This window comes from Rhodococcus sp. P14 (assembly GCF_000256505.1).
In the GTDB taxonomy this organism is placed as follows: Bacteria; Actinomycetota; Actinomycetes; order Mycobacteriales; family Mycobacteriaceae; genus Rhodococcus; species Rhodococcus ruber.
Genome location: NZ_AJFC01000125.1, coordinates 17,995 through 41,709, shown reverse-complemented (window position 1 = coordinate 41,709; position 23,715 = coordinate 17,995). Strand labels below are relative to the sequence as shown.

At 71.1% G+C, this 23,715-nt stretch carries 26 protein-coding genes; 18 read left to right on the top strand and 8 right to left on the bottom strand.

Features of this window, described 5'->3' with window-relative positions; all coding sequences use genetic code 11:
- On the top strand, positions 1 to 752 hold a 752-nt coding region (locus OEY_RS0109260; protein WP_010593604.1), incomplete at its 5' end, for a serine hydrolase domain-containing protein.
- Positions 753 to 808: 56 nt separating this feature from the next.
- On the opposite strand, the gene OEY_RS0109255 is transcribed toward OEY_RS0109260, so the two are convergent.
- From OEY_RS0109255 to OEY_RS0109245, 3 genes are all read right to left on the bottom strand, one after another.
- Positions 809 to 1,717, bottom strand: a complete 909-nt coding sequence (locus tag OEY_RS0109255; RefSeq protein ID WP_010593603.1) for a PaaI family thioesterase — start codon at positions 1,715 to 1,717, stop codon at positions 809 to 811.
- 82 nt (positions 1,718 to 1,799) lie between these two features.
- Positions 1,800 to 2,573 carry a pirin family protein gene (locus OEY_RS0109250; RefSeq protein WP_010593602.1) on the bottom strand — a complete coding sequence of 258 codons (774 nt, stop codon included), beginning with the start codon at positions 2,571 to 2,573 and terminating at the stop codon, positions 1,800 to 1,802.
- A 55-nt stretch (positions 2,574 to 2,628) separates the two neighbouring features.
- Complete coding sequence (locus OEY_RS0109245) at positions 2,629 to 3,597, bottom strand: pirin family protein (RefSeq protein WP_010593601.1); 969 nt, start codon at positions 3,595 to 3,597, stop codon at positions 2,629 to 2,631.
- 445 nt (positions 3,598 to 4,042) lie between these two features.
- Here OEY_RS0109245 and OEY_RS0109240 point away from each other — a divergent pair, with 445 nt between their 5' ends.
- Positions 4,043 to 4,495: a VOC family protein gene (locus tag OEY_RS0109240; RefSeq protein ID WP_010593600.1), complete on the top strand. Its 453-nt coding sequence runs from the start codon at positions 4,043 to 4,045 to the stop codon at positions 4,493 to 4,495.
- A gap of 9 nt (positions 4,496 to 4,504) precedes the next feature.
- On the opposite strand, the gene OEY_RS0109235 is transcribed toward OEY_RS0109240, so the two are convergent.
- The gene (locus OEY_RS0109235; protein ID WP_010593599.1) at positions 4,505 to 5,500 is read right to left on the bottom strand and encodes a sigma-70 family RNA polymerase sigma factor; all 996 of its coding nucleotides are present in this window, start codon (positions 5,498 to 5,500) and stop codon (positions 4,505 to 4,507) included.
- 167 nt (positions 5,501 to 5,667) lie between these two features.
- Here OEY_RS0109235 and OEY_RS0109230 point away from each other — a divergent pair, with 167 nt between their 5' ends.
- Positions 5,668 to 7,068, top strand: a complete 1,401-nt coding sequence (locus OEY_RS0109230; RefSeq protein WP_010593598.1) for an ABC1 kinase family protein — start codon at positions 5,668 to 5,670, stop codon at positions 7,066 to 7,068.
- 116 nt (positions 7,069 to 7,184) lie between these two features.
- Here OEY_RS0109230 and OEY_RS0109225 read toward each other — a convergent pair whose 3' ends face one another.
- Together OEY_RS0109225 and thiD are read right to left on the bottom strand one after the other, a co-directional pair.
- Positions 7,185 to 7,883, bottom strand: coding sequence for an SDR family NAD(P)-dependent oxidoreductase (locus OEY_RS0109225; protein ID WP_010593597.1), 699 nt, complete (start codon positions 7,881 to 7,883; stop codon positions 7,185 to 7,187).
- Between the two features lie 178 nt (positions 7,884 to 8,061).
- A complete protein-coding gene (thiD, locus tag OEY_RS0109220) occupies positions 8,062 to 8,874 on the bottom strand; it encodes a bifunctional hydroxymethylpyrimidine kinase/phosphomethylpyrimidine kinase (protein WP_010593596.1) in 813 nt (270 codons plus the stop codon).
- Positions 8,875 to 9,121: 247 nt separating this feature from the next.
- Here thiD and OEY_RS0109210 point away from each other — a divergent pair, with 247 nt between their 5' ends.
- Both OEY_RS0109210 and OEY_RS0109205 read left to right on the top strand, forming a co-directional pair.
- Entirely contained in the window at positions 9,122 to 9,829 is a 708-nt protein-coding gene (locus OEY_RS0109210) for an SOS response-associated peptidase (protein WP_010593595.1), read from the top strand.
- A gap of 77 nt (positions 9,830 to 9,906) precedes the next feature.
- Positions 9,907 to 10,680 (top strand): alpha/beta fold hydrolase, encoded by a 774-nt coding sequence (locus OEY_RS0109205; protein WP_010593594.1) that lies wholly within the window; start codon positions 9,907 to 9,909, stop codon positions 10,678 to 10,680.
- A gap of 16 nt (positions 10,681 to 10,696) precedes the next feature.
- On the opposite strand, the gene OEY_RS0109200 is transcribed toward OEY_RS0109205, so the two are convergent.
- Together OEY_RS0109200 and OEY_RS0109195 are read right to left on the bottom strand one after the other, a co-directional pair.
- Positions 10,697 to 11,206 (bottom strand): acyl transferase, encoded by a 510-nt coding sequence (locus OEY_RS0109200; RefSeq protein WP_228287118.1) that lies wholly within the window; start codon positions 11,204 to 11,206, stop codon positions 10,697 to 10,699.
- A 33-nt stretch (positions 11,207 to 11,239) separates the two neighbouring features.
- Positions 11,240 to 11,482: a DUF2630 family protein gene (locus OEY_RS0109195; RefSeq protein ID WP_010593592.1), complete on the bottom strand. Its 243-nt coding sequence runs from the start codon at positions 11,480 to 11,482 to the stop codon at positions 11,240 to 11,242.
- Positions 11,483 to 11,583: 101 nt separating this feature from the next.
- On the opposite strand from OEY_RS0109195, the gene OEY_RS0109190 reads away from it, so the two are divergent.
- The 13 genes from OEY_RS0109190 (at position 11,584) to OEY_RS0109130 (ending at position 23,656) form a co-directional block, all read left to right on the top strand.
- Positions 11,584 to 12,009 carry a hypothetical protein gene (locus tag OEY_RS0109190; protein WP_010593591.1) on the top strand — a complete coding sequence of 142 codons (426 nt, stop codon included), beginning with the start codon at positions 11,584 to 11,586 and terminating at the stop codon, positions 12,007 to 12,009.
- A gap of 93 nt (positions 12,010 to 12,102) precedes the next feature.
- The gene (locus tag OEY_RS0109185) at positions 12,103 to 12,354 is read left to right on the top strand and encodes a hypothetical protein (protein ID WP_010593590.1); all 252 of its coding nucleotides are present in this window, start codon (positions 12,103 to 12,105) and stop codon (positions 12,352 to 12,354) included.
- Positions 12,355 to 12,568: 214 nt separating this feature from the next.
- A complete protein-coding gene (locus OEY_RS0109180) occupies positions 12,569 to 12,925 on the top strand; it encodes a PadR family transcriptional regulator (protein ID WP_010593589.1) in 357 nt (118 codons plus the stop codon).
- Complete coding sequence (locus OEY_RS0109175) at positions 12,925 to 14,265, top strand: permease prefix domain 1-containing protein (RefSeq protein WP_040274952.1); 1,341 nt, start codon at positions 12,925 to 12,927, stop codon at positions 14,263 to 14,265. Before OEY_RS0109180 ends, OEY_RS0109175 begins: the two co-directional genes overlap by 1 nt.
- A 121-nt stretch (positions 14,266 to 14,386) precedes the next feature.
- Positions 14,387 to 15,196, top strand: coding sequence for a crotonase/enoyl-CoA hydratase family protein (locus OEY_RS0109170; protein ID WP_010593587.1), 810 nt, complete (start codon positions 14,387 to 14,389; stop codon positions 15,194 to 15,196).
- Positions 15,197 to 15,243: 47 nt separating this feature from the next.
- Positions 15,244 to 16,401, top strand: coding sequence for an acyl-CoA dehydrogenase family protein (locus OEY_RS0109165; RefSeq protein WP_010593586.1), 1,158 nt, complete (start codon positions 15,244 to 15,246; stop codon positions 16,399 to 16,401).
- A 32-nt stretch (positions 16,402 to 16,433) separates the two neighbouring features.
- Positions 16,434 to 17,984: an acyl-CoA synthetase gene (locus OEY_RS0109160; protein ID WP_010593585.1), complete on the top strand. Its 1,551-nt coding sequence runs from the start codon at positions 16,434 to 16,436 to the stop codon at positions 17,982 to 17,984.
- Entirely contained in the window at positions 17,981 to 18,604 is a 624-nt protein-coding gene (locus OEY_RS0109155; protein WP_010593584.1) for a TetR/AcrR family transcriptional regulator, read from the top strand. The genes OEY_RS0109160 and OEY_RS0109155 overlap by 4 nt, the downstream gene beginning before the upstream one ends.
- Before the next feature lie 23 nt (positions 18,605 to 18,627).
- Positions 18,628 to 19,776 carry an acyl-CoA dehydrogenase family protein gene (locus OEY_RS0109150; RefSeq protein WP_029539969.1) on the top strand — a complete coding sequence of 383 codons (1,149 nt, stop codon included), beginning with the start codon at positions 18,628 to 18,630 and terminating at the stop codon, positions 19,774 to 19,776.
- Entirely contained in the window at positions 19,776 to 20,840 is a 1,065-nt protein-coding gene (locus tag OEY_RS0109145; RefSeq protein WP_010593582.1) for an acyl-CoA dehydrogenase, read from the top strand. The genes OEY_RS0109150 and OEY_RS0109145 overlap by 1 nt, the downstream gene beginning before the upstream one ends.
- An 89-nt stretch (positions 20,841 to 20,929) precedes the next feature.
- Positions 20,930 to 21,703, top strand: a complete 774-nt coding sequence (locus OEY_RS0109140; RefSeq protein ID WP_010593581.1) for a tyrosine-protein phosphatase — start codon at positions 20,930 to 20,932, stop codon at positions 21,701 to 21,703.
- Positions 21,700 to 22,917, top strand: coding sequence for a CaiB/BaiF CoA transferase family protein (locus OEY_RS0109135; protein ID WP_010593580.1), 1,218 nt, complete (start codon positions 21,700 to 21,702; stop codon positions 22,915 to 22,917). Before OEY_RS0109140 ends, OEY_RS0109135 begins: the two co-directional genes overlap by 4 nt.
- 94 nt (positions 22,918 to 23,011) lie before the next feature.
- Positions 23,012 to 23,656: an FMN-dependent NADH-azoreductase gene (locus tag OEY_RS0109130; protein ID WP_029539968.1), complete on the top strand. Its 645-nt coding sequence runs from the start codon at positions 23,012 to 23,014 to the stop codon at positions 23,654 to 23,656.
- The last annotated feature ends 59 nt before the right edge of the window (positions 23,657 to 23,715 follow it).

The following is a 23,715-nucleotide window of genomic DNA, read 5'->3' as shown; positions in this document are numbered from 1 at the left end:
CCGCGCGGGCGCCCGCCGCACCGGATCCGCGGCGGCTCGCCGGCCCCGGCTATCACGCCGTCACCTACGGCAACCTCGTCGCCGAGATCGCCATCCGGGTGACCGGCCTGTCCTTCACCGAACTGGTCGAGCAGGAGATCGCCGGCCCGCTCGGTCTGCGCGAATTCTGGTTCCACGTGCCGCAGGACGAGCGGCACCGCATCGCCCGGGTCTTCCCCCGGCTGAACCCGACCCCCGCGCCGTGGGCGGTCACCGGCACCGTGCTGTCGCGGCTGCCCGGGTTGCGTGGCGTCGCCGAGGCGGGCATGGCCGAAGGCTTCGACGAGCTGGCCCGCAGCCCCGCCGCGCACGACGCGGTGATGCCGGGATGGAACGGGGTCTTCACCGCCCGCGCGCTGGCCCGGATGTACGGGGCGCTGGCGAACGGCGGCGAACTCGACGGAGCGCGGCTGCTGAAGGCGGAAACCCTCGAGCAGGTCCTCGAGGTGCAGACCCGGCGCCGCGACTACGTGCTCGGTATCCGCCCCAACTGGCGGCTGGGCTACCACCCGGGCTGGGTCGCCCTGCGGGAACAGCCGCTGCAGTCGATCGGTCACTTCGGCTTCGGCGGCTCCGGCGCGTTCGCCGATCCGGAGACGGGCTTGTCCATCGCCTTCGTCACCAACCGCCTCGGCAGTGTCACCCCCATCTCGGACATGCGGTTCCCGCGGCTCGGGGCCGCGGGCGTCGTCGTCGCACGGCGGGCGGCCTGACGGCCGACGCCCGTTCCGTCACCGGTCCTCCGTCCGGCCGCGCTCGTGAGCCGTCGTCAGGGCGCCAGCAGCTGCACGCTCGCCTGGGCCCGGACCAGGACCGCGCCGTCGGGTGCGGTGAGATGCGTGTCGATCGAGGCGAGCCGTCGGCCGGCCCGGGTGACCCGGGCATCGACGAGAAGGTCGGGGCCGGGTGCCGCGGGGGAGCGCAGGTAGTCGAGCGTCAGGTTCAGCAACCGGTACTCCTGTCCGGCAGCGGTGAGGGTCTGCGCCGCGAGTTCGGCGACGGTGCCGGCGACGGAGACCAGGACCCCACCCTGCACGGCGCCCATCGGATTGGCCATCCATTCCGCGGGTGGTACGACCGCGGCGACGCGTCCCTTCTCGACGGCGCCGACGCGCAGATCGAGCAGCCCGGCGAGCGGGCCCCGGGCCACGGTTCCGGCGGCGATGCCGGAGACCGTGTCGAGGCCGGTGCGCTCGGCGAGTTCCGAAGGGTCCGTCCAGGGTTCGGGGGCGGGCCGGACCAGTCCGGACGCGTCCGCGAACGCGTCGAACACGGCGGGACGATCCACGACCATCGACCGTCCCGTCAGCTGGATCACCAGATCGCCTGCGTCGTCGCAGATCTGCGCGGTGCTCAACGCGGTGGCGTCGTCCACGTGGACGGCGCGGCCGGTGCCGTGCAGAGCCCCCCGGGCCGGCATCGGATTCGCGGTCGAGGCGCTGAGCTGGCTCAGGACGGACCGGGTGTCGCGGCCCTGCCCGCGCCACACGAGGTGCGGGGCGGCGCCGAGAAGGACGTCGGTGAACACGCCGACGGATCCGACGGTGGTGCGGCCACGGTGGTCGACGAATCGGGCGCCCAGCGGCTGGCGGAACGACACCGTGCCCGGCTCCCCGCTCACGGTGTCGATGCCCATGAAGGCGTTGAGACGATCGGTTTCGGGGGCGGTGACGGTCACGGCGACATCCTGAGGTCGAGCGGAGCGAGGGTTCGCTCGGTCACGGTACCGAGGCCGGGGCCGGGCGTTGCGCCCACCCCGGTCAGCCGATGCGGGCGTGCATCTCCCACACGAGGATTTCCGCGGCCGTGTCGGTGTGGACCCGCTGTCCGCCGGAGCCGGTCAGCCGCACGGCGTCGCCCTCCCGCAGGATTCCGGTGCCTTCGAGCTCGGCTGTGCCCTGGGCGACGAAGAGGTGCAGGTAGGGGGCATCGGGCAGGACGACCGGCCGGCCCGGCTGCAGGCGGGCGACCGACAACCCGGCGTACTTGTTGTGGATGCGGATGGCGGCGTGATCGCGGTGCTCGGGGATGCCGGTGGCGACGGGCACCAGGCCGCCGCGCATGAGCTCGTCGTCGATCTCGAGTTGCTCGTAACCGGGGGTGATGCCCGATTCGTCCGGCACCACCCACATCTGGACGAAGCGGACCGGCTCGGCGTGCTCCGCGGCGTGCACGCCGGTGGCGCCGGGCAACCGCCAGGAGTCGTTCTTCTCCGAGTGCAGGATGCCCGTTCCGGCGCTCATCCGCTGTGCCAGGCCCGGATAGATGACGCCCGAGTGCCCGATCGAGTCCTGGTGCACGAGGCTGCCGCGCAGCACCCAGGTCACGATCTCCATGTCGCGGTGCGGATGCGTGTCGAAGCCCTGACCGGGCAGGACCGTGTCGTCGTTGTTGACCAGCAGCAGCCCGTGGTGCGTGTTGTCCGGGTCGTAGTGGTGGCCGAACGAGAACGAGTGCTTCGAGTCGAGCCAGGAGATGTTCGTCGTCAGCCGGTCCTCGGCGCGCCGGATGTCGAGAGTCGTGGCGTCGGTCATGGATTCTCCTCGGTGAGGTGCGGCGGGTTCAGGGTACGAGCGCGTCGGCGCAGCGTCAGGGCAGCTGTTCGTGCCCGGCCGGGATGGTCCCGAGACGTCCCGCCTGGAAGTCCTCGAACGCCTGGATGATCTCGGCCTTGGTGTTCATCACGAACGGCCCGTACATCGCGACGGGCTCGCGGATCGGCCGTCCGCCGAGCAGGAACACCTCGAGGGACGCGGTGCGCGAGTCCTGGGTGCGGTCGGCGGTGAACGTGACGCTGTCGCCGTCCGGGCCGAACACGGCGGTCTGTCCCGCCCGGATGGGGGCGTGCTCGGCGCCGACGGTGCCGTCCCCGGCGAGCACGTAGCCGAGCGCGTTGTACTCGCGATGCCAGGGCAGGGTCACCGACGCGCCCGGCGCGACGGTCAGGTGTGCGAGGGCGATCGGGGTGTGGGTCACGCCCGGGCCGCGGACACCGCCGATCTCACCGGCGACGACGCGGACGAGGGCGCCGCCGTCGGGCGAGGAGGCCAGGGCTACGTGGCTGCCGGCGATGTCCTGGTATCGCGGCTGCGCCATCTTGTGGTTCCGGGGCAGGTTCACCCACAACTGCACGCCGTGGAAGAGGCCGCCGCTGGCGACGACGTGTTCCGGCGGCGCCTCGATGTGCAGGATCCCCGAGCCCGCGGTCATCCACTGGGTGTCGCCCCCGCCGATGGTGCCGCCCCCGCCGTTGGAGTCCTTGTGTTCGAGGATCCCGTCGATCATGTAGGTGACGGTCTCGAATCCACGGTGCGGGTGCCACGGGGTGCCCTTGGGTTCGCCGGGGGCGTACTGCACCTCGCCCATCTGGTCCATGTGGATGAACGGGTCGAGGAAGCGCTGGTCGATGCCTGCGAATGCCCGGCGCACCGGGAAGCCCTCGCCCTCGTATCCGACGGGAGCGGTCCGCACGCCGAGGACCGGACGGGCGGTCGCGTCGGGTGCGGGGGCCGGGATGCGGGGCAGGGTGAGGATGTTGTCTACGGTCACCGCGGGCATGGCGGGCTCCTTCGGCATGTAGTTGACTATGCAACTACTCTAACCGACGGGCCGGGGGATTTGTTCCTGCGCTCCGAGCGGTGTGCAGGCGGACCCGAGAGACGACGAAACCCCCTGCCCGAGGGGAGGGAGGGCAGGGGGTCCGCGCCGGGCGTGTGACGCCCGGCGCCACGTCCCGCCTTCGGGGGGAGGGAGGAGGGACGCGGTGTCGGTGGCGGCCGATCGTCTCCGTCGGCCGGGTGAGGCCAGGATACATACCCGCAGGGGTATGGTCCATCACCTCGGCGCGCGGAGCACCGGGCGCCGAGCATAGTTTCTCGCTCCGATGCGTGCCGGGGTTTCGGCGATCCCGTCCGGCGCGATGAGTTTTCCGGAGCCGGACGGTCTACCTTCTCGACACCTCACACGAGGTGCCGGCCGTCCGCTCACACACAAGGAGTTGAAGATGTCCCGCATGCTCTTCGCCAACCTGTCCGTCAAGGACGTGGCTGCCGCCCGCACGTTCTTCGATGCTCTCGGCTTCACCTTCAACGAGATGTTCTGCGACGACAACACCGCCTGCCTCGAGATCAACGACCAGACCTACGTCATGCTCCTCGAGGAGGCGCGCTTCCGCGACTTCATCACCGGCGACATCTGCGACACCGCCACGGCCCGCGAGGTGCTCCTGAGCGTGTCCGCCGAGAGCCGCGACGACGTCGACCGCCTCGTCGATGCCGCGCTCGCCGCCGGTGGCAGCGACTGGATCACCGCCGGGTCGGAGGAGATGAAGACCGACTTCATGTACGGCCGGGCCTTCCGCGACCTCGACGGGCACGTCTGGGAGGTCATGTGGATGGACGTCCAGGCCGCGGCCGCCGCGATGGGACCGCAGGCCGAGACGTCCGCGCAGGCGTAGCGGCCGGCGTCAGGGGTGCTCGGGTAGTCCGAACAGGGCGAACAGATCGGTGTCGAAGAACACGGTCACATGCACGACCCGGTCACCCACGACGTCGAGCACCTGCAGCTGGAACGGATGGTGCTGCCCGTCCTCGCCTCGCATGTAGAGGCCGAGGGCGGGCTGCCCGTTCGCCACCGTGGGCAGCAGAACCTGGTCGCCGGGACCGCTCGCCGGGCAATGCGTCCGGATGAGGTTTCCGATCGCCTCGGCGCCGCGGTACCAGCCCTCGAACGGCGGCATCTCCCACACCGCCTCCTGGGTGAGCATCTCGACGATCGAATCGATGTCGTACTTCTCGAACCCCTCGACCCAGCGCCGCACCAGCGCCTGGGCCTCCGGACTCTCCGGCTCGACCAGATCGTCCTTCGTCACCTGCGCCTGCTCCAGCTGCGCGCGGGCCCGCTGGAGCAGACTGTTCACCGCGGCCGTCGAGGTGTCCAGCGCGGCGGCCACCTCGGTCGCCCGCCACTGCAGGACGTCCCGCAGCAGCAGCACTGCCCGTTGCCGCGCCGACAGATGCTGCAGCGCCGCGACGAACGCCAGGCGGATGGACTCCCGCGAGGTCACGATCGCCGCCGGGTCCGTCGGATCGTCCGGCCGGCCGTCGTCGCCGAAGGACCCGCCGGGAATCGGCTCGAGCCACGGCACCTCCCCGCGCTCGACGAGGTCGTCGGCCGGATCCGAGCTCGGCGCCCCCAGCCCCGTCGGCAGCGGCCGGCGCGACCTGCCCTCGAGCGCGGTCAGGCACACGTTGGTCGCGATGCGGTGCAGCCACGTCCGCAGCGACGAGCGGCCCCCGAAGTTCGCGTAGCCGCGCCAGGCGCGCAGGTACGTCTCCTGCACGAGGTCCTCCGCGTCGTGGATCGAGCCGCTCATCCGGTAACAGTGCGCCAGCAGCTCCCGCCGGTACGGACCGGCCAGCGTCAGAAAGTCGTCCTGCGAGTCGAGAACCTGCTCCGTCATGTCGTACCCCCGCCTGCCCGTCGCTGCCGAAGTGCAGTTACGAGCGTGAGCGTAGTCCCGGGGGCCGACAGGAAACAGGGTCTCGAACTATCTGTGCACTCCGGGTACCGTCCAGTAACTGCCCCGGCCGACAGCCCCGCCGGCAGGCAGAAGGACGAAGGTGACCCGTGCCCGACATCGCGCCCCGACCGACAGGCCCGTACGCCGGGGGACCGCCCGCGTCGGCGCTGCATGTCGACATGCCCCCGCTCGAGCGTTTCGGCCTGCGCGAGGCCGGTCGCACGGTCGTCATCGGTGTGGTGCTCCTCGTCAGCGTCCTGCTGAAACTGCTCGCCTGGCCGCTGCGGCCCGACGGCCGCGGCCCCGCCGATGCCGCTGCCGAGGGCACCGTCGATGCGTTCGAGATCCTCGGTCCCACATTCGTCAAGCTCGGCCAGCTCATGGCGTCGTCGTCCGGGGTGTTCCCCAGGCCGCTGGCCGACGCGTGCCTGCGCTGCCTCGACGACGTCGCACCCGTGCCCGCGGACCGGGCCCGCGCCGTGATCGAGGAGGATCTCGGCCATCCCGTCGGCGAACTGTTCGCCCGGTTCGACGACGTCCCGCTGGCCGCCGCGTCCGTCGGCCAGGTGCATGCGTGCGTCTTGCACGACGGCCGGGAAGCGGTCGTGAAGGTGCAGCGGCCCGGCATCGCCCACCGCATGCTCGTCGACCTGCGGGCGGCCTACGTCGGCGCGCGTCTGCTGCAGGCGTTCGAGTTCTTCCGCATCGCCAACGCCACCGCCATCATCCGCGACCTGCACTCGTCCACGATGACCGAACTCAACAGCGCGGTCGAAGCGGACCGGCAGAGCCGATTCCGGGAGTGCATCGGCGCGTTCGGGGACAACACGACCGTCACCACGCCGCAGGTGTACTGGGACTACTGCGGTCCGCGCGTGATCTGCATGGAACGGCTCCGCGGTGTGCCCATGGACCGGGTGCCCGCCGACTCGGCGATCGACACCAGTCTGCTCATCCGCCGCGGGGTGAAGGTATGGATCGAATCGGTCGTCCTGCACGGACCGTTCCACGGCGACGTGCACGCCGGCAACCTGTGGCTGCTCGACGACGGCCGTCTCGCCTTCCTGGACTTCGGCATCGTCGGTGAGCTGCCCGAGCACTGGCGCGCCATCCTGCGCGACCTGTTCCGCGCGACCGCCATCGACGGGGACTTCGCCCGTGTGGCGCGCGGCATCCGCGCACTCGGCTACACCAGCGGGCTCGACGCCGACGACGCCGAGATCGGCCGCCAGGTGGCGCAGGCGCTCGCTCCGATCCTCGGGCGCGACCTGGGACAGCTGCGGCTCAGCGACCTCATCGTCGCGCTGATCCGGCTCGGCAAGCAGTGGGGGATCGCCAGCCCGGAGGAACTGGTGCTGTTCGGCAAGCAGCTCGGCTACTTCGAGCGCTACGCCACCGCCCTCGCCCCCGGCTGGGTCATCGGCCGGGACCTGTACCTGCTGCGCAACGTCTTCCCCGAGGAGGTGGCGCGCCGCGCCGCCGAACAGGGGCTCGAGCTACCCGCCTGACACGGAGGCGCCGGGCCGCGGAGCGTGCGGACCCATCGCCCAGCTCCGCACGCCGGCGGCATGGTCCGTTCGCTCGGTTCCAGCCGGCCCGGGCGGGGCGTGGTGTGTCCGGCGCGTCAGCCCACGTGGGTGACGGGGATCGAAGCCCCGGTGACGGCGGCGCCGTCGTCGGAGAGCAGGAACCGGATCACCCGCGCGACCTCGGCCGGCCGCGACCACGAGCGCCGGTCCGCGTCGGGCATCGCCGCCCGGTTCGCGGGTGTGTCGATGACGACGGGCAGCAGCGCGTTGACCCGGACACCGTCGCCGGCGTACTCGACGGCCAGGGTCTCGGCCAGTGCGGTCACGGCAGCCTTCGACGCGACGTACGCGGCACCCCCGGCGAACGGCCGTTTCGTCGCCGCGGTGGACATGCAGACCACCGACCCGCCGCCGCCCGCGAACAGGTGCGGCAGCGCCGCGCGGGTCACGGCGTAGGCGGTACGCAGGTTCAGATCCAGCTGGGCGTCGAGGACCTCGACGGGCGTCTCGTGTACCCGGGAGCCCGAGGTGAACCCGCCCACCAGATTCACCACGCCGAACAGCGGCGCGGAGTCGTCGGCGGCCGCGAGCGCGACGGCCTGCCGCAGCTGCGCGTCGTCCGACACGTCCGCCTCCACGAGATGCAGACTCGGATGGTCCCCGAGCCGCCCGAGTTCGGTACGAGCCACCCAGGGGACCACGACCCGCCAGCCCGCCTCGAGCAGATGCGTCGTGACGGCGGCACCGAGACCGCCGGTGCCGCCGGTGACGAGCGCGGACCGGGTCGTGGTCATCGAAGATCCTCTCGGCGAGCGGACGGATGCCCGTCCACGATAGGCGCCGGGCGCACCCGCGCATCGCGATACCGGGCTACGCGCTCCGGTTCCCGACATCGACAACCGTCCCGACGGTTGTCGACGTCCGGATCTGCACTCCGGTAGGCGAATCCGGCCCGCCGGCGGAGAGGGGGCCCTACGCGGAGCGCGACGCCGCGTACGCGCCCTGCCACACCGTGTCGAACGGGGTGTGCGCCCCGACCCGGCCCTCGATACCGGCGGTGACGAAGTCCTTCGCGAGCGCGACGGCGGCCGGCACGTCGGCGCCCTTGGCGAGTTCGGCGGTCACGGCCGCGGCGAGAGTGCAGCCGGCACCCGACACCCGTTCCCGGCCGACCTTCGGCGCGGCGAGGACGGTGACCTGCTCGCCGTCGAAGAGCACGTCGACGGCATCGTCACCGGCGAGTTCGACGCCGCCCTTGGCCAGGACGTACCGCGGGCCCAGGGCATGGATGCGGCGAGCGGCCTCGACGAGGTCGTCGACGGTGTCGATGCGGTCCATCCCCGCCAGGGTGCGGGCCTCGAACAGGTTGGGGGTGACCACCGTGGCCAGGGGAAGCACGGACTCACGCAGCGCGTTGTCGGTGTCGAGCGCCGCCCCGGGTTCCTGACCCTTGCAGATCAGCACCGGGTCCAGAACGACGTGCCGCCACGACCGGCCACGCAGACCTTCGGCCACTACGTCGATCGTGGCGGGGGTGCCGAGCATGCCGATCTTGACGACGTCGAGGTCGTGGGCCGCGGTGGCCGCCTCGATCTGGTCCGCGACGACCTCGGGCGCGATCGGGACGAAGCGGTGCGACCAATTGTTGCGGGGGTCGAAGGAGACGATGCAGGTCGTGGTGCCGACGCCGTAGACGCCCAGCTCCTGAAACGTCTTCAGATCCGCCTGCAGCCCTGCGCCGCCGGTGGCTTCGGACCCGGCGATGACATAGGCGAGGGCGACCACGGTGTACTCCAATCCGATGGGGGACAGACTGCGTGCCGGACCGAGGAGCCCGCACGTCCGGGGAGACCACGGCTGTCCGCGACGTCGTCGCCGGATTCGCGACCGGTCCCGGCACCCAGGCTAGCGCGCCCGGTCCGGCGTCCCGGCCGGACGGCCCCCGCCGATGACCGGCGTCACACGCGTGTCGGTGCGGTGCGGCACCATGGGAACCGACCGGTCGAGGCCCGACGACGGAAGGTGAGTGCCCATGTGCGGTCGGTATGCGAGCACGGTCACCGATCAGGAACTGCGCTCCCTGTTCGACGTGGTGGAGACGGTGGGCGAGCCGCTGCCCCCGTCGTACAACGTCGCGCCGACGCAGACCGTGCGGGTGGTGCTCGAGCGCGCCCCGAAGGGCGAGCCCGGCGCGGAGGCGGTGCGGCAGCTCCGGTCCGCCCGGTGGGGGCTCGTGCCGTCGTGGGCGAAGGACCCGAAGATCGGCAACCGGATGATCAACGCCCGCTGCGAGACGATCACCGAGAAGCCGTCGTTCAAGGCCGCCGCCTCGCGGCGACGGTGCATCCTGCCGGCCGACGGGTACTTCGAGTGGCAGAAGCGCGAGGACGGCACCAAGATCCCGTACTTCCTGCACGGCGACGGCGTGCTCGCGATGGCGGGACTGTACGAGCTGTGGCCCGATCCGGACCTGCCCGACGACCATCCCGACAAGTGGCTGTGGACCGTCACCGTGCTGACGACGGAGGCCACCGATGCGGCCGGGCAGATCCACGAGCGGTGTCCGCTGGTGCTCCCGTCGTCCTTCCACGACGTGTGGCTCGACCCGGCCCTCACCGACCGCGACGACGTCGACGCGCTGGTCGCCTCGGTACCGGAACCTCACCTGCATCCGTACGAGGTCAGCACCGAGGTCAACAACCCCCGCAACAACCGTCCGGAGCTGCTCGAGCCGGTGTGACGGGGCCGGGTCCCCGGGCGTCCGGGTGGCCGCACCCTCCCGGTCCGGGCAGGATGGGCACGATGCACACTCCTCGATTGGCCTGTCGACGTGCCGGTTCCGGCGAGCCGCTGCTTCTCCTGCACGGGATCGGCGCTACTCGCGACGACTTCGCCGAACTCGTTCCGCGCCTCGCCGAGCACTTCGACGTCCTGGCCGTGGACCTTCCCGGCCACGGATCGTCGCCGATGCTGCCGACCCGTCCCACCGTCGAGTCTCTCGGCGCTGCCGTCGCGGCGGACCTCGACGCCCACGGGCTGGATCGGGTGCACGTCCTGGGCAACTCCCTCGGCGGCCGTCTGGCGTTGGACCTGGCGCGGCGCGGACGCGCCAGGTCGGTGGTGGCGCTGTCCCCGTCCGGTCTCGGGTTGCCGCCGGAGCGGGCGTTCCAGGGACTGCTCATGGCCGTCGCGCGGATCGTCAACAAGGCACGCAGCCCGTTGATCGAGCGGATGTCGGACAGCGCCGTCGGGCGCACTGCGCTCACCGCCGGGCTGCGGGCCCTGCCGTGGCGCACCTCGAAGGCTGAATCTCTGTCCGTGAAGGGGGGTTTCGCGGAATCGGAAGGTTACTGGTCGATGCTGTGGAATGCCGTGCTGGCGGACGTGCCGACGGGTCTCGACCGCATCTCGTGCCCCGTCACCCTCGCGCAGGGCGTGCTCGACGTCGTCGCATCCGCGCAGACGGTGCGGTACGTCCCACTGATTCCCGGGGCGCGGTTCGTGCCGCTGCCGTGGGCCGGGCACGCGCCGCAGTCGGATGCTCCCGTCGCGATCGTCGACCTCGTGCGGCGGACCGCGGCGCAGGCATGATTCCGACGCGGGTTCCTCAGTCGATCCGGACGCCGCCCGTGACGACCCAGATGCCGTCGGCCCCCTCGCGGACGGGCTGGCGTAGCTGAAGCACCACGATGCTGCCGTCCGTCCGGTCGGTCACCTCCACGGTGTGCGGGTCGGCCGTGCGCGCCTCGGTGTCGCTCCAGCCGAACCGGTCCGCCACGAACGCCTGCGCGACCAGGGACGGATCCAGCCGCCACGGCCGGCTGCCCTCGTCGACCGCACGCTGAAGTTCCCCGGCCTCCTCCGGGGTCAGGTTCTCGCCGGGAAAGGACGCGTCGGTCGGTGGAGCGGTGTCCCCGGTCGCTGTGGTCGACGAGGTGTTCGGCACGGGGGTGCTCCCAGCCGTCGTCGCCGTCACCGGTGCCGGTGACGACGCGGGCACGCCGGTGGTCGGCGCCGGGCCCGGCGGGGTGTCGCCGCACGAGGTGACCAGTCCGAGCGAGAGGGCCACTGCAGCAAGAGTTTTCGATGCTCTGAGCCGCACGCTTTCGAACCTCACGCCGTCCTCCTCGCGGTCCCGGTCACGAGGTCCTCACTGGCGGTAGGACTCGACCTCCCCGACCGGCCGCGCCTCCGCCTCGTCCGGGTCGTTGCCGAACTCGGCTTTCGCGCGGCGTTGCCGGAGCAGGTCCCAGCACTGGTCGAGGCGTTCCTCGACGGCGCGCAGGCGCTGCCGGTCCTGATCGCTCATGCCGTCGCCGCTCGACTTCGAACGCAGCGCCTTCTCCTCGTCCACCAGTTCCTCGATGTGCTGGAAGAGGTCGTTCTCGTCCATGGGAAGACTCCCTCGCTGTGGTCGTCTCCCCGGCATATCCGGCCTCCGACCCCGGTAAACCTGCGCGTTTCCGCGTTCGCCGGCTCGGGTACGTCACAGTCATGAGTATCGAAGACGGCCCCGGCGACACCCTCAGCCCCAGCGAGGGCCTCGACTCCGACGAAGTCCGCAACGACGACGGTGACGAGGTCGTGGACCCGCCGGAGGGCTGGAGCGGTGCCGACCGATTCGGCACCACGCAGCGGGAGGAACAGGAGGGCGAGTCGCTGGACCAGCGCCTCGCGGAGGAGGAGCCCGACGTGGCACCCGCGGAGCCGCTCGAACGGCCGGTCGCGGCCATGCCCGACGACGAACTGACCGAGGATGTCGTCGACGAGGTGGTCGACGGGGACGCCGCCGTCGCGGGCGGCGGTGGGAAGCACGCCGAGGTGGTCGAGGGTGTCATCGTCGAGGACTCGCGCGTCGATCGAGGGCAGATCGACGGCAGTCCCGAGGACGGCGACTCCCTCTTCCCGATCGTCGAGTGAGTCGGGCCGTGAGGACGTGCCGAAGCCGACACGGAGGGCGCCGAACCGCCGTTGGGGTGTCCGTGGGCGCATTAGCTGTCATGATCATTTGTTATGAGTGACAACTCGGGAGACGCAGGTCGCGGCGGGCTCACCGTCGGCTCGCGGGTGGTGGTGCGCCGCGGCGACGAGAAGGGCCGTGCACCCGGTGTAGTGGTCGAGGACTATGCCAGCGAGGCTGCCCAGGCCGGCGAGCAACTCGGACGGGACTGGGCGCCGGTGCGCCGTTGGGCCGTCGCGCTGGACGACGGCCGGTTGGTCTTCGCCGACGACGACGAGGTGGAGGCGGAGCCGAAGAAGGGCTGACCGCGTCACCGGAGCCGCCTGCCGACCGGGTGGTACACGGCAGTACGGAGCAACGCAGGCCCACCGCGGGGAGGGCGCCGGACCCCGGCGCCCTCCCCGCGCTGTGCAGAGCGTGCGACGGGCGTTTCGGACGCGCAGTCCGCAGCCGAAGACCGACCGGCCTATGCCTAGGTCTGCTAGGTTCATGCCTAGCAGACCTAGGCATAGGAGACCTATGTACATCGAGAAGGACCTCGTGGCCGCGTCGGCGACCCCGCTCGTGCTCGGAATCCTCGCCGAGGGCGATTCCTACGGCTACGCCATCCTCAAACGCGTCAAGGACCTGTCCGGCGGACGGATCCAGTGGACCGACGGAATGCTCTACCCCCTGCTGCACCGGCTGGAACGGTCCGGATACGTGTCGGCATCGTGGGGGAGTTCCGACACCGGACGACGACGCAAGCACTACGCGATCACCGACGCGGGACGGAGCGCGCTCGCCGAACGGCGCAGCCAGTGGGACGTGGTCGCGGACGCGCTCGACCAGGTCTGGCGCTGCGCGGAGATGCCCGCGGCCCCCGGGTGGTCGTGATGGACGCCGCGTTGGAGACGCAGATCGGCCGATGGCGAGGTTACGTCGAACGGCGTCGCGTGATCTCCACCGCCGACGCCGACGAGATGGAAGATCATCTGCGGGACCAGATCTCGGATCTGTCCGCCGCGGGTCTGGCGGCCGACGAGGCTTTCCTGGTCGCGGTCAAGCGCATGGGCAGCGTGGACGACATCTCCCGGGAGTTCGCGCGCGAGCATTCCGATCGGCTCTGGAAGCAACTCGTCCTGACGTCCGTCGCCGCGGACGGCAGCGGTCCCCGGCCCAGGCGTGAGTTGCTCGTCGTTCTCGCGCTCGCCGTCGGCGGCGCCGTCGCACTGAAGGCGGGACTGGCGACCCTGGACGAGGGCGTCGTCGCGCGCAACCTCGGCCTGCTCGTGCTCCCGTTCCTCGCCGCCTACTTCGCGTGGAAGCGCCGGATGTCGCCCCGCGGCGCCGTGGCGCTGCTGGTGCCGTTCGCGCTGGCGGCGGCCGTGACTAACGGATACCCCTTCGTCCCGAGCGGTTCGACCGAGGTGATCGTCGCGATCCACACCCCGATCGTGTTGTGGTTCGTCGTCGGTCTCGCCTACGTCGGTGGCGAGTGGCGGTCCGACCGGCGCCGGATGGACTTCATCCGGTTCACCGGCGAATGGGTCGTCTATCTCACCCTTCTCGCCCTCGGCGGGGGTGTGCTGGTGGGTCTGACGATCGGCGCGTTCGATGCGCTCGGCACGGATGCCGAGTGGGTCGTCGAGGAGTGGGTGCTGCCGTTCGGCGCGGCGGGCGCGGTCGTCGTCGCCGCCTGGCTGGTCGAGGCGAAGCAGAACGTGGTGGAGAACATCGCGCCCGTCCTCACCCGCGTGTTCACCCCCGTCACGATCGTCATGCTGCTGGTGTTGCTCGCGGCCCTCGCGACGACGGGAAGCGTCGTCGACGTCGACCGGAATCTGTTGATCCTGATGGACCTCATCCTCGTCGTCGTCCTGGGCCTGTTGCTGTACGCGGTCTCCGCCCGCGAGCCGCATCTGCCGCCCGACCTGTTCGACCGCCTGCAACTCGTCCTCGTCGTCCTTGCGCTCGTGGTCGACGTGCTCATGCTGACCGCCATGCTCACGCGAATCGCGGAGTTCGGCTTCACTCCGAACAAGGTGGCCGCACTCGGGATGAACCTGGTTCTGCTGGTCGGTCTCACCTGGTCGGCTCGGCTCCTGTTCGGGTTCGTCCGTGGCCGCCGCGGTTTCGGCTCCGTCGAACGCTGGCAGACCCGCTACCTGCCGGTCTTCGGGATCTGGGCGGCGCTGGTGGTGTGCGTGCTCCCACCCCTGTTCGACTTCGCGTGAGCGCGGCCGGCCCGGCCGTCGCGGCGTCCCCCTCTTTACAACGGGTCCTCGGCACAGTAATTTGAACGATCGTTCGACCTAATCTGCTGCCTGCCGTTCCGTCGGCCGAAAGGACCTCCGCATGAGCGCACCCGAGGACGTCGTACTCTCCAGCCGCGAAGGCCACGTCACGACGTGGACGATCAACCTGCCCGAGGCGCGCAATCCGATCTCCGGCGACGACGTCGTCGAGCGGCTGGTGCAGCTCGTGGACGAGGCGAACGCGGACTACGAGACCCGCGTGGTGATCCTCACCGGCGCCGGGAGCGCGTTCTCGGCCGGCGGCAACGTCAAGGACATGGCCGACCGTACGGGGATGTTCGGGGGCGCCCCGCATCAGCTGCGGGAGGGCTACCGTCGCGGAATCCAACGGCTGCCCAAGGCGATCTACCACTGCGAGGTGCCGATCATCGCCGCCGTCAACGGTCCCGCGGTCGGCGCCGGCTGCGACCTGGCCATGATGTGCGACATGCGGATCGCCTCGAACACCGCGTTCTTCGCCGAGAGCTTCGTCAAGCTCGGCATCATCCCCGGCGACGGCGGCGCCTGGCTGCTGCCCCGCGCCATCGGTGCGGCGCGGGCCGCGGAGATGGCCTTCACCGGCGACCGCGTCGACGCCGCCACCGCGCTCGAGTGGGGCATGGTCTCCCGGGTCGTCGAACCCGATCAGCTGCTCGCCGCGGCCGGTGAGCTCGCCGCCCGCGTCGCCTCGAACCCGCCGCACGCACTGCGCATGACCAAGAAGCTGATGCGCGAGGGGCAGCGCCAGGATCTCGACAGCATCCTCGAGCTCTCGGCGGCGTTCCAGGCCCTCTCGCACCACACCGCCGACCACGGCGAGGCCCTCTCGGCGTTCCTCGAACGCCGCGGCGGGAACTTCACCGGGAACTGACCGCCGCGCCCTCGCGGGTCGCCGCACGCAACGAAGGGAATACGGCCGTGGAGCGGACGATCTTCAGCCGGGAGCACGACGAATTCCGGTCCATGGTGCGCGATTTCATCGCGCGAGAGGTGCTGCCGCATCGCGAGGAGTGGGACGAGCTGGGCCGGCCCCCGCGCGAGTTCTTCCACCGCCTCGGTGAACTCGGCATCCTCGGCATCCAGGTGCCCGAGGAGTTCGGCGGTGGCGGCGAGGCGAGCTTCAAGTACAACGCCATCGTGTTCGAGGAAGTGGCGCGGGCCGGGGTGTCCTTCGGCTCCTACACCGTGCACTCCTGCCTGATCCTGCCGTACCTGCTCGAATACGGCACCGACGAGCAGCGGAAGCGCTGGTTGCCGGACTTCGCGTCCGGGCGGATGATGACCGCCGTCGCGATGACCGAGCCCGGCACCGGCTCAGACCTGGCCAACATCGCCACCACGGCCACGCTGTCCGCCGACGGCTCGCACTACGTCGTCAACGGCGCGAAGACGTTCATCACCGGCGGCGTCACCGCCGACCTGGTCCTCACCGTGTGCCGCACCGCCCCGTTCGACCCGGAGGACCGTCGCGCCGGACTGTCGATCCTCTGCGTCCCCACCGACGCCGAGGGGTTCTCCGTCGGCCGCAAGCTCGACAAGCTCGGTCTGCACCAGCAGGACACCGCCGAGCTGTCGTACCAGGACGTGAAGGTGCCGGTGGAGAATCTCCTCGGCGAGGAGGGCAAGGCCTTCGGCTATCTCGCCCACAACCTGCCCCAGGAACGTCTGAGCATCGCGTTGAACCAGGTGGGCCAGGCCGCGGCCGCGATCGAGCATGCCCTCGCGTACACCCGGGACCGCACGGTGTTCGGCAAGGCGGTGGCCTCCTTCCAGAACACCAAGTTCGTTCTCGCGGAATGTTCCGCCGAGGTGCAGGCGGCGCGGGTCTTCGCCGACCACTGCCTCGAGCTGCTCGACCGGGGCGAGCTGTCGGTCGCCGACGCCGCCCGGGCGAAGCTGTTCTGCACCGAGGTCGCCGGTCGCGTGATCGACAGGTGCCTGCAGCTGCACGGCGGGTACGGCTACATCACCGAGTATCCGATCGCCCGTCTCTACGCCGACACCCGCGTCAGCCGGATCTACGGCGGCACCAGCGAAGTCATGAAGACGATCATTGCCAAGGACCTCGGCCTGTAACCGTACTGCCAGGGCAGGTGGAAGGAGCTCGGATGTATCCCGGACGCTACGCGTCGGTCACCCCGGACAAGCCGGCGGCGATCGAGGCCGCCACCGGCCGTGTGGTGAGCTACCGTGAGCTCGAGGACCGTTCGGTGCAGTTCGCACACTGGCTCCGCGCCCACGGCCTCGGCCTCGGGGACCACCTCGCGGTGCTGTCGGTCAACGACGCCACCGCATTCGAACTGTACTGGGCGGCAGTATGTTCCGGAATGTACGTGACGTTCGTCAACACGCATCTCGCCCCCTCCGAGGTCGCCTACATCGTCGACGACTGCGACGCCACCGCCCTCGTGGTCTCCGCGCCGCTCGCCGACCTGGCCGTCGCCGTTGCCGACGACACACCGAAGGTGCGGCACCGCTTGGCATTCGGCGGCGACATACCCGGACACCTCGGATACGAAGCCGAGATCGCCGCGATGAGCACCACCCCGCCGGCCGACCAGCCCGGCGGCACGGACATGCTCTACTCGTCGGGCACGACCGGCCGGCCGAAGGGGATCAAGCCCGCGCTCAGCGGAGTGCAGGTCGGTGAGCAGGCGGCCTCCAACGCGGTCGGGCTGCTGCAGAGTTTCGGCTTCGACGACGGTTGCGTGTACTACTCCCCGGCGCCGATCTACCATGCTGCGCCGCTGCGGTTCGGGGCCGCGGCGCAGGCCCTCGGGGGCACCGCGATCGTCGCGGGCAGGTTCGACGCCGAGACCTGCCTCGCCGACCTCGAGCGCCACCGCGTCACCCACAGTCAGTGGGTGCCCACGCATTTCGTCCGGTTGCTGAAGCTGTCCGAACGGGCCCGCGGCCGCTACGATCTGTCCGCGATGCGGGTGGCCATCCACTCGGCCGCGCCGTGCCCGGTCGAGGTCAAGCGCGCCATGATCGACTGGTGGGGTGAGCGGATCTACGAGTACTACTCGTCCACCGAATCCGTCGGCAGCACCCTCGTCTCGCCGCAGGAGTGGCTCCGCAAACCCGGCACCGTGGGCCGCACCGGTCACGGCCACCCCAGCCGTGCCCGCATCTGCGCCGAGGACGGAACGGAGTTGCCGCCCGGGCAGATCGGGTCGATCTACTTCGAACGTCCCGGGTACAGCTTCGAGTACCACAACGATCCGGAGAAGACGGCCGAGTCGCGCCACCCGCTCCACCCCACCTGGGCGACGACCGGGGACATCGGATATCTCGACGAGGACGGCTACCTCTTCCTCACCGACCGGGCCATGTTCACCATCATCTCCGGCGGGGTCAACATCTACCCGCAGGAGATCGAGAACGCACTCGCCTTGCACCCCAAGGTGTTCGACGTCGCGGTGATCGGCGTGCCCGACGCCGAGATGGGCGAATCGGTCCGGGCGGTCGTCCAGCCGGCGGTGGGCGTTGCCGGCGACGAGGCGCTCGCCGCCGAGTTGATCGCCTACTGCCGCGACCGCATCGCCGGGTACAAGTGCTCGCGCAGCGTCGACTTCGTCGCTGCGCTGCCCCGGACGCCCACCGGCAAGCTCGTCAAGGGGGCGCTGCGCCCCGTGACCGCCGGAGGTGACCGATGAGCGTCCGGCGGGGCACCTATGCACGACAGGGAGACACCGTCGTCCCCTCGGAGCGGCAACGGGTGTTCATCGAGGCGGCCCGTCGCGAGTTCGTCCGCAACGGATACGGGGCCTCGTCGATCCGGACGATCGCCCAGGAGGCCGGCGTCAGCCTGTCCGCGCTGTACTACCACTACAAGAACAAGCAGGACCTGCTGCTGGCCATCCTGATCGACGGCGTCAACGCCTTCGACGCGATGTGCGACGAGGAACTCTCGCGTGTCGGGGACGACCCGGTGGAGCGACTGCGGGCCCTGGTGATCGCCCTCGTCCGGTTCCGCACCACCTGCCAGGAGCAGAGCCTGATGATCGGCACCGAGGTCCGCAACCTGGAACCGGAGAACGCGGCGGTCTACGAGCAGCGGCGACGTTCCGGAAACGAGTTGCTGGGCAGCATCATCGAGGACGGCGTGAAATCCGGAGCGTTCACCACCCCGTACCCGGAGGACTGCCGCCGCTCGATCCTGGCGATGACGACCTCGATCGCGAACTGGTACGACCCGGACGGTCCGGACACCCCCGCCGACATCGCGGCCCGGTACGGCGACCTGGCCCTGCTGCTGCTGCAACCGCGACCCTGACCCCCTCACGGAAGAAGACGACGATGCGTACATCACTGGTGCCGTCCGCCGGTGCCCCCGACCCGAGCCTCGCCGCGTTGCGAGCCGAGGTGCGCGCCTTCCTGCGCGAGCAGATCGACGCAGGCGTGTTCACCCCCGGCGTGGACACCTGGCTCGCCCGCTGGAACACCGACTTCACCAAGGCCCTCGCCGCCCGCGGCTGGGTCGGCATGACCATCCCCACCGAGTACGGCGGGCACGGCCGCACCTTCATGGAGCGTTTCGTCGTCACCGAGGAACTCCTCGCGGTCGGCGCACCGGTCGCCGCCCAGTGGGTCGCGGACCGGCAGGCGGCGCCGTCGCTGCTCAAGTACGGCACCGAGGAGCAGAAACGGCGGTTCCTGCCCGGCATCGCCCGCGGCGAGATCTGCTGGGCCATCGGCATGAGCGAACCCGAGTCCGGATCCGACCTGGCGAGCGTGAAGACCAGGGCCGTGGAGGTCGACGGCGGCTGGCGCATCACCGGCACCAAGCTGTGGACCTCCGGCGCCCACCACGCCGACGCCTTCTTCGCGCTGGCCCGCTCCGCGCCGCTCGACCCGGCGCACCGGCACGCCGGACTGAGCCAGTTCATCGTCCTGCTGGACTCGCCCGGCGTGGAGATCCGGCCCGTGCTGTCGATGTCCGGTGAGCACCACTTCAACGAGGTCGTCCTCGACGACGTGTTCGTGCCCGACGACCTCGTGCTCGGCACCGTCGGCGACGGCTGGGCGCAGGTCACCTCCGAACTCGGCTACGAGCGCAGCGGCCCGGAACGCTTCATGTCCACGTTCGGGGTGCTCGCCGGGGCGGTGGACGAGGCCGGCGCCGGCCGTCTGCCGGCCGACCCCCGCATCGGCGCGTTCGTCGGCCGGATCTTCGGCCTGCACCACATGTCCCGCGGGGTGTCCGAGGCACTGCAGCGGCACGAGAACGCGGAGGTCGCCGCGTCGGTGGTCAAGGTGCTCGGCACCCAGACCGAGGGCGACATCGCCGACCTCGCCGACGAACTGGCCGACGAGAGCGACACCGCCGGGGAGAGGTTCGCCGAACTGGTCCGAGCCGGCGTCATGCAGCGTCCCGGATTCACCCTCCGAGGCGGCACGAGTGAGATTCTGCGCGGGGTCATCGCGCGGGGATTGGGGATGCGCTGATGAGTAACGCGACTACTGGCAACGACGTCGAGATGCGCGAACTCGCGCAGATGCTCGAACAGCTCTTCGGTGAGCGCCGCGGCGACGATCACCGCCTCGACGGGCCGCTGCGTCTCGACCGCGAACTGTGGTCGACCCTGGCCGAACTCGGTCTCGCCCGGCTCACCGGTCCGGAGGCGGACGGGGGCAGTGAGGCGGGCTGGGCCGAAGCCGCCTACCTGCTCGGCGCCGCGGGCGCCGGTGCCGCGGCGGTGCCGGTTGCCGAGAACGACCTCCTCGCCGGCTGGCTGCTGCAGCTGTCCGGCTGCGAGCGCGCGGTGACCGATCCGGCGGCGGCACGCACCGCCGCCGTGCTGACCGCCGACGGCTCGGCCCGGCACGTGCCGTGGGCCCGCGACGTCGACGCCGTCGTCGTGCTGTGGGAGGCGGACGGCACGTGGCGGGTCGCCGACGTCGCCCGCGCCGACGTCGAGGTCACCGAGGCGGTCGACGTCGCGTCCGAGCCGCGCGACCACATCCGCGTCGACGTCGCCGCGCTCCCCGGTGCCGAGGTGCCGGACGGCACCGCGGAGGAGTTCCTGCGCCGGGGCGCGCTCGCCCGGGCGCTGGCGATGAGCGGCGCGATGGAGCGGGTGCTCGACCTGGTGGTCGGCCACACCACCGCCCGCGTCCAGTTCGGCCGTCCGCTCGCCAAGTTCCAGGCGGTGCAGCACCTGGTGTCGGACATCGCCGCCGAGGGGGCGCTCGCCCGCGCCGCCGCGCAGGCCGCCGTGACGATCGCCGAGGATTCCGGATTCTGCAGCGACGAAGCGGGATTCGCGATCGCCGCCGCGAAGTCCTGTGCGGGGCACGCCGCGTCGGTGGTGGTGCGCAACGCCCACCAGAGTCTCGGCGCGATCGGCTTCACCATGGAGCACGAGCTGCACCGGCACGCGAACCGGCTGCTGTCGTGGCGCCGGGAATTCGGCTCCGTCCGGTTCTGGGACGACAGGCTCACCGCGGCGGCCGTCGAGGCCGGTTCCCGGGGGCTCTGGCCGCTGATCACCGACGGCCGGCCGGAGTAGTCCGTACCGGGACCCCGCTGGACAGGGACCGCCGGTCGGGTATCGACTGTGGGGCGACGGGGCACGGGGTCCCGGACGAACGAGAAGGGGTGCACGTGCAGGACGAAGAGCAGTCCGGACCCGGGCCGGTGAACCTGCGGGACCTCGGTGGGCTGGCGCTGACCGACGGCGGCCGCACCGCCGCCGGTGTGCTGTACCGCGGCGATGCCTGCTACACCGGCGACGTGGTTCGCGGACTCCTCGCCGAGCGGCCCCCCACGACGGTCGTCGACCTGCGCTCCGACGCCGAGCGCGGCCACCGCACATACACCTGGCCGGACGGCACGCACGTGCACCGGCTGTCGCTGCACGCGGACGCCGCGCCGGGCGGGCGCACCGGCCTCGGCCTCGCCGAACTCTACGGCCGCGTGGTCGACGTGGCCGCGCCGCTGTTCGCCGGGCTCGTGCCGGTCGTCGCGCGGGCCGCGGGCCCGGTCCTCGTGCACTGCACCGCCGGCAAGGACCGCACCGGCCTCGCCGTCGCCGTCCTGCTGCTCGCTGCGGGGGTGGAACCGCAGGCCGTCGTCGACGACTACGTGGCCACCGACACGAACATGCCCCGTCTGTACCGTCGCTGGGAGGCCGTCGGTCTGCGCGTGGGCGGCTCGTCCCCGGGTGGTGGCCGGGCGGTACCGTCGGAACTGTTCCGCGCGCCCGCCGAGGCGATCACTCCGATCGTGGAACGCCTCGTCGCGCATCCCGGCGGGCCGGAGGCGTGGCTGATCGACCACGGCGCGCCGGAGGACGATGTGCGACGGTGGCGCTGCCGTGCCCGGGGAGAGGCCGCGACGGCATACGAAGACAGGAAGGCACACACGCGATGAGCGAGCACAGCGAGCCGAGAAGCGAGGCATCGACGGGCCTGCCGCTGGCGGGCATCACCGTCGTCAGCCTCGAGCAGGCGGTCGCCGCCCCCATCGCGACCCGCCACCTCGCCGATCTCGGCGCCCGCGTCATCAAGATCGAACGCATCGGGGAGGGCGACTTCGCCCGCAACTACGACGCCGCCGTCCACGGGCTGGCGTCGCACTTCGTGTGGCTCAACCGCGGCAAGGAGTCGATCTGCATCGACCTCAAGGCCGCCGAGGGCATCGCCACGGTGCGTCGCCTCGTCGACGACGCCGACGTGGTGCTCCAGAACTTCGCGCCCGGCGCGGCGGCGCGGCTCGGGCTCGGCGCCGACGAGCTGCGGCGCGCGCGGCCCGAGCTGATCGTGGTGAACATGACCGGTTACGGCACCGAGGGCCCGCTGCGCGAGCGCAAGGCCTACGACATGCTGGTCCAGGCCGAGACCGGGCTGTGCTCGATCACCGGCACCCCGGAGACCGCCACGAAGACCGGCATCCCGACCTCCGATATCGCCGCCGGCATGTACGCGCTCACGTCGATCCAGGCGGCGCTGTTCCGGCGCGAGCGCACCGGAGCGGGTGCGACGATCGACGTGTCGATGTTCGATGCGACCGTCGAGTGGCTCGGCCACCCGATGTACCTGCAGATGTATCAGGACACGCAGGTCCAGCGGATGGGTCTGAGCCACGCGTCGATCGCGCCCTACGACGCGTACCCGACCGTCGACGGGAAGATCCTCATCGGCGTGCAGAACGACCGCGGCTGGCGGGCGCTGGTCACCGAGGTGTTCGGCCGCCCGGATCTCGCCGGGCACCCGAAGTTCGCGACGAACATCCTGCGGGTGCAGCACCGCGCCGAGACCGACGCGGTCGTCGCCGAGCACACGCGCCGCTTCGAGACCGCCGAACTCGACAAACGGCTCGCCGCCGCGGGGGTACCCGCCGCCCGGCTGAACGAGATGAAGGATCTGATCGAGCACCCGCAGCTCGAGGAACGGAACCGCTGGCGGGAGGTGGGCACCGAGGCGGGCCCGGTGCGGGCCGTGCTGCCGCCCATGACGTTCTCCGACGTGGAGATGCGCATGGGGGCGGTCCCGGCGCTGGGCCAGCACACCGACGCGGTGCTCACCGATCTCGGCCTCACCGACGAGCAGATCGCCGGGCTGCGTGCCGCCGGCATCGTGCAATAGCCGGTAGCCGACCCGGCACGGTCATCGACCCGGCGCAGTGATCCACCGGCGCAGTGATCCACAGGTGCAGTACTCGAACCCGAAGGAGCCCGACGTGCCCCAGCTGTTGCAGCTCGATTCGTCCGCGAACCTCGAGATGTCCGTCTCCCGCGAGCTGACCCGTCTCTTCGCCGACACGTGGCGCCGGCGCGGACCCGGCCACACCGTGATCCAACGGGACCTGCACCGAGACCCGGTCCCGCATCTCGGGGACGCGGAACTGCACTACGCGCCACGCCTGCGGGCACCCGGCGCCTCCGTCGATCCCGCGGCGGAGGCCTTGCAGACGGAGCTGATCGCCGAGGTCCGGAGCGCCGATGCCGTCGTGATCGGTGCCCCGATGCACAACTGGTCGCTCCCGTCGACGCTGAAGGCGTGGATCGACCACATCCACGTACTCGGCACCACCGTGCCGTTCGACACCCCGGACCAGCCGTTCGCGGGCACGCCCGTCGTCGTGATCTCGAGCCGCGGGCTGGCCTACGGCCCCGGCGACCCGGACGAGGGGCTCGACCACACCGTGCCGCCGCTGCAGCAGGTGCTCGGCACGTCGCTGGGCATGGACGTCACGGTCGTGACCGCCGAATACACCCTGGCGGGACGTATTCCGGCACTGGAGCCGATGACCGAGCGCTCCACGGCAAGCCTGGACGCGGCGCGCGAACGGGTGCAGCGGCTCGCGCACGGTCTCGGCGCCTGAGCCGGGCGCGGCCGGTCCTCTCGTCGGCTCTCAGGCGAATCCGGCGGCGGCTCCGAGGC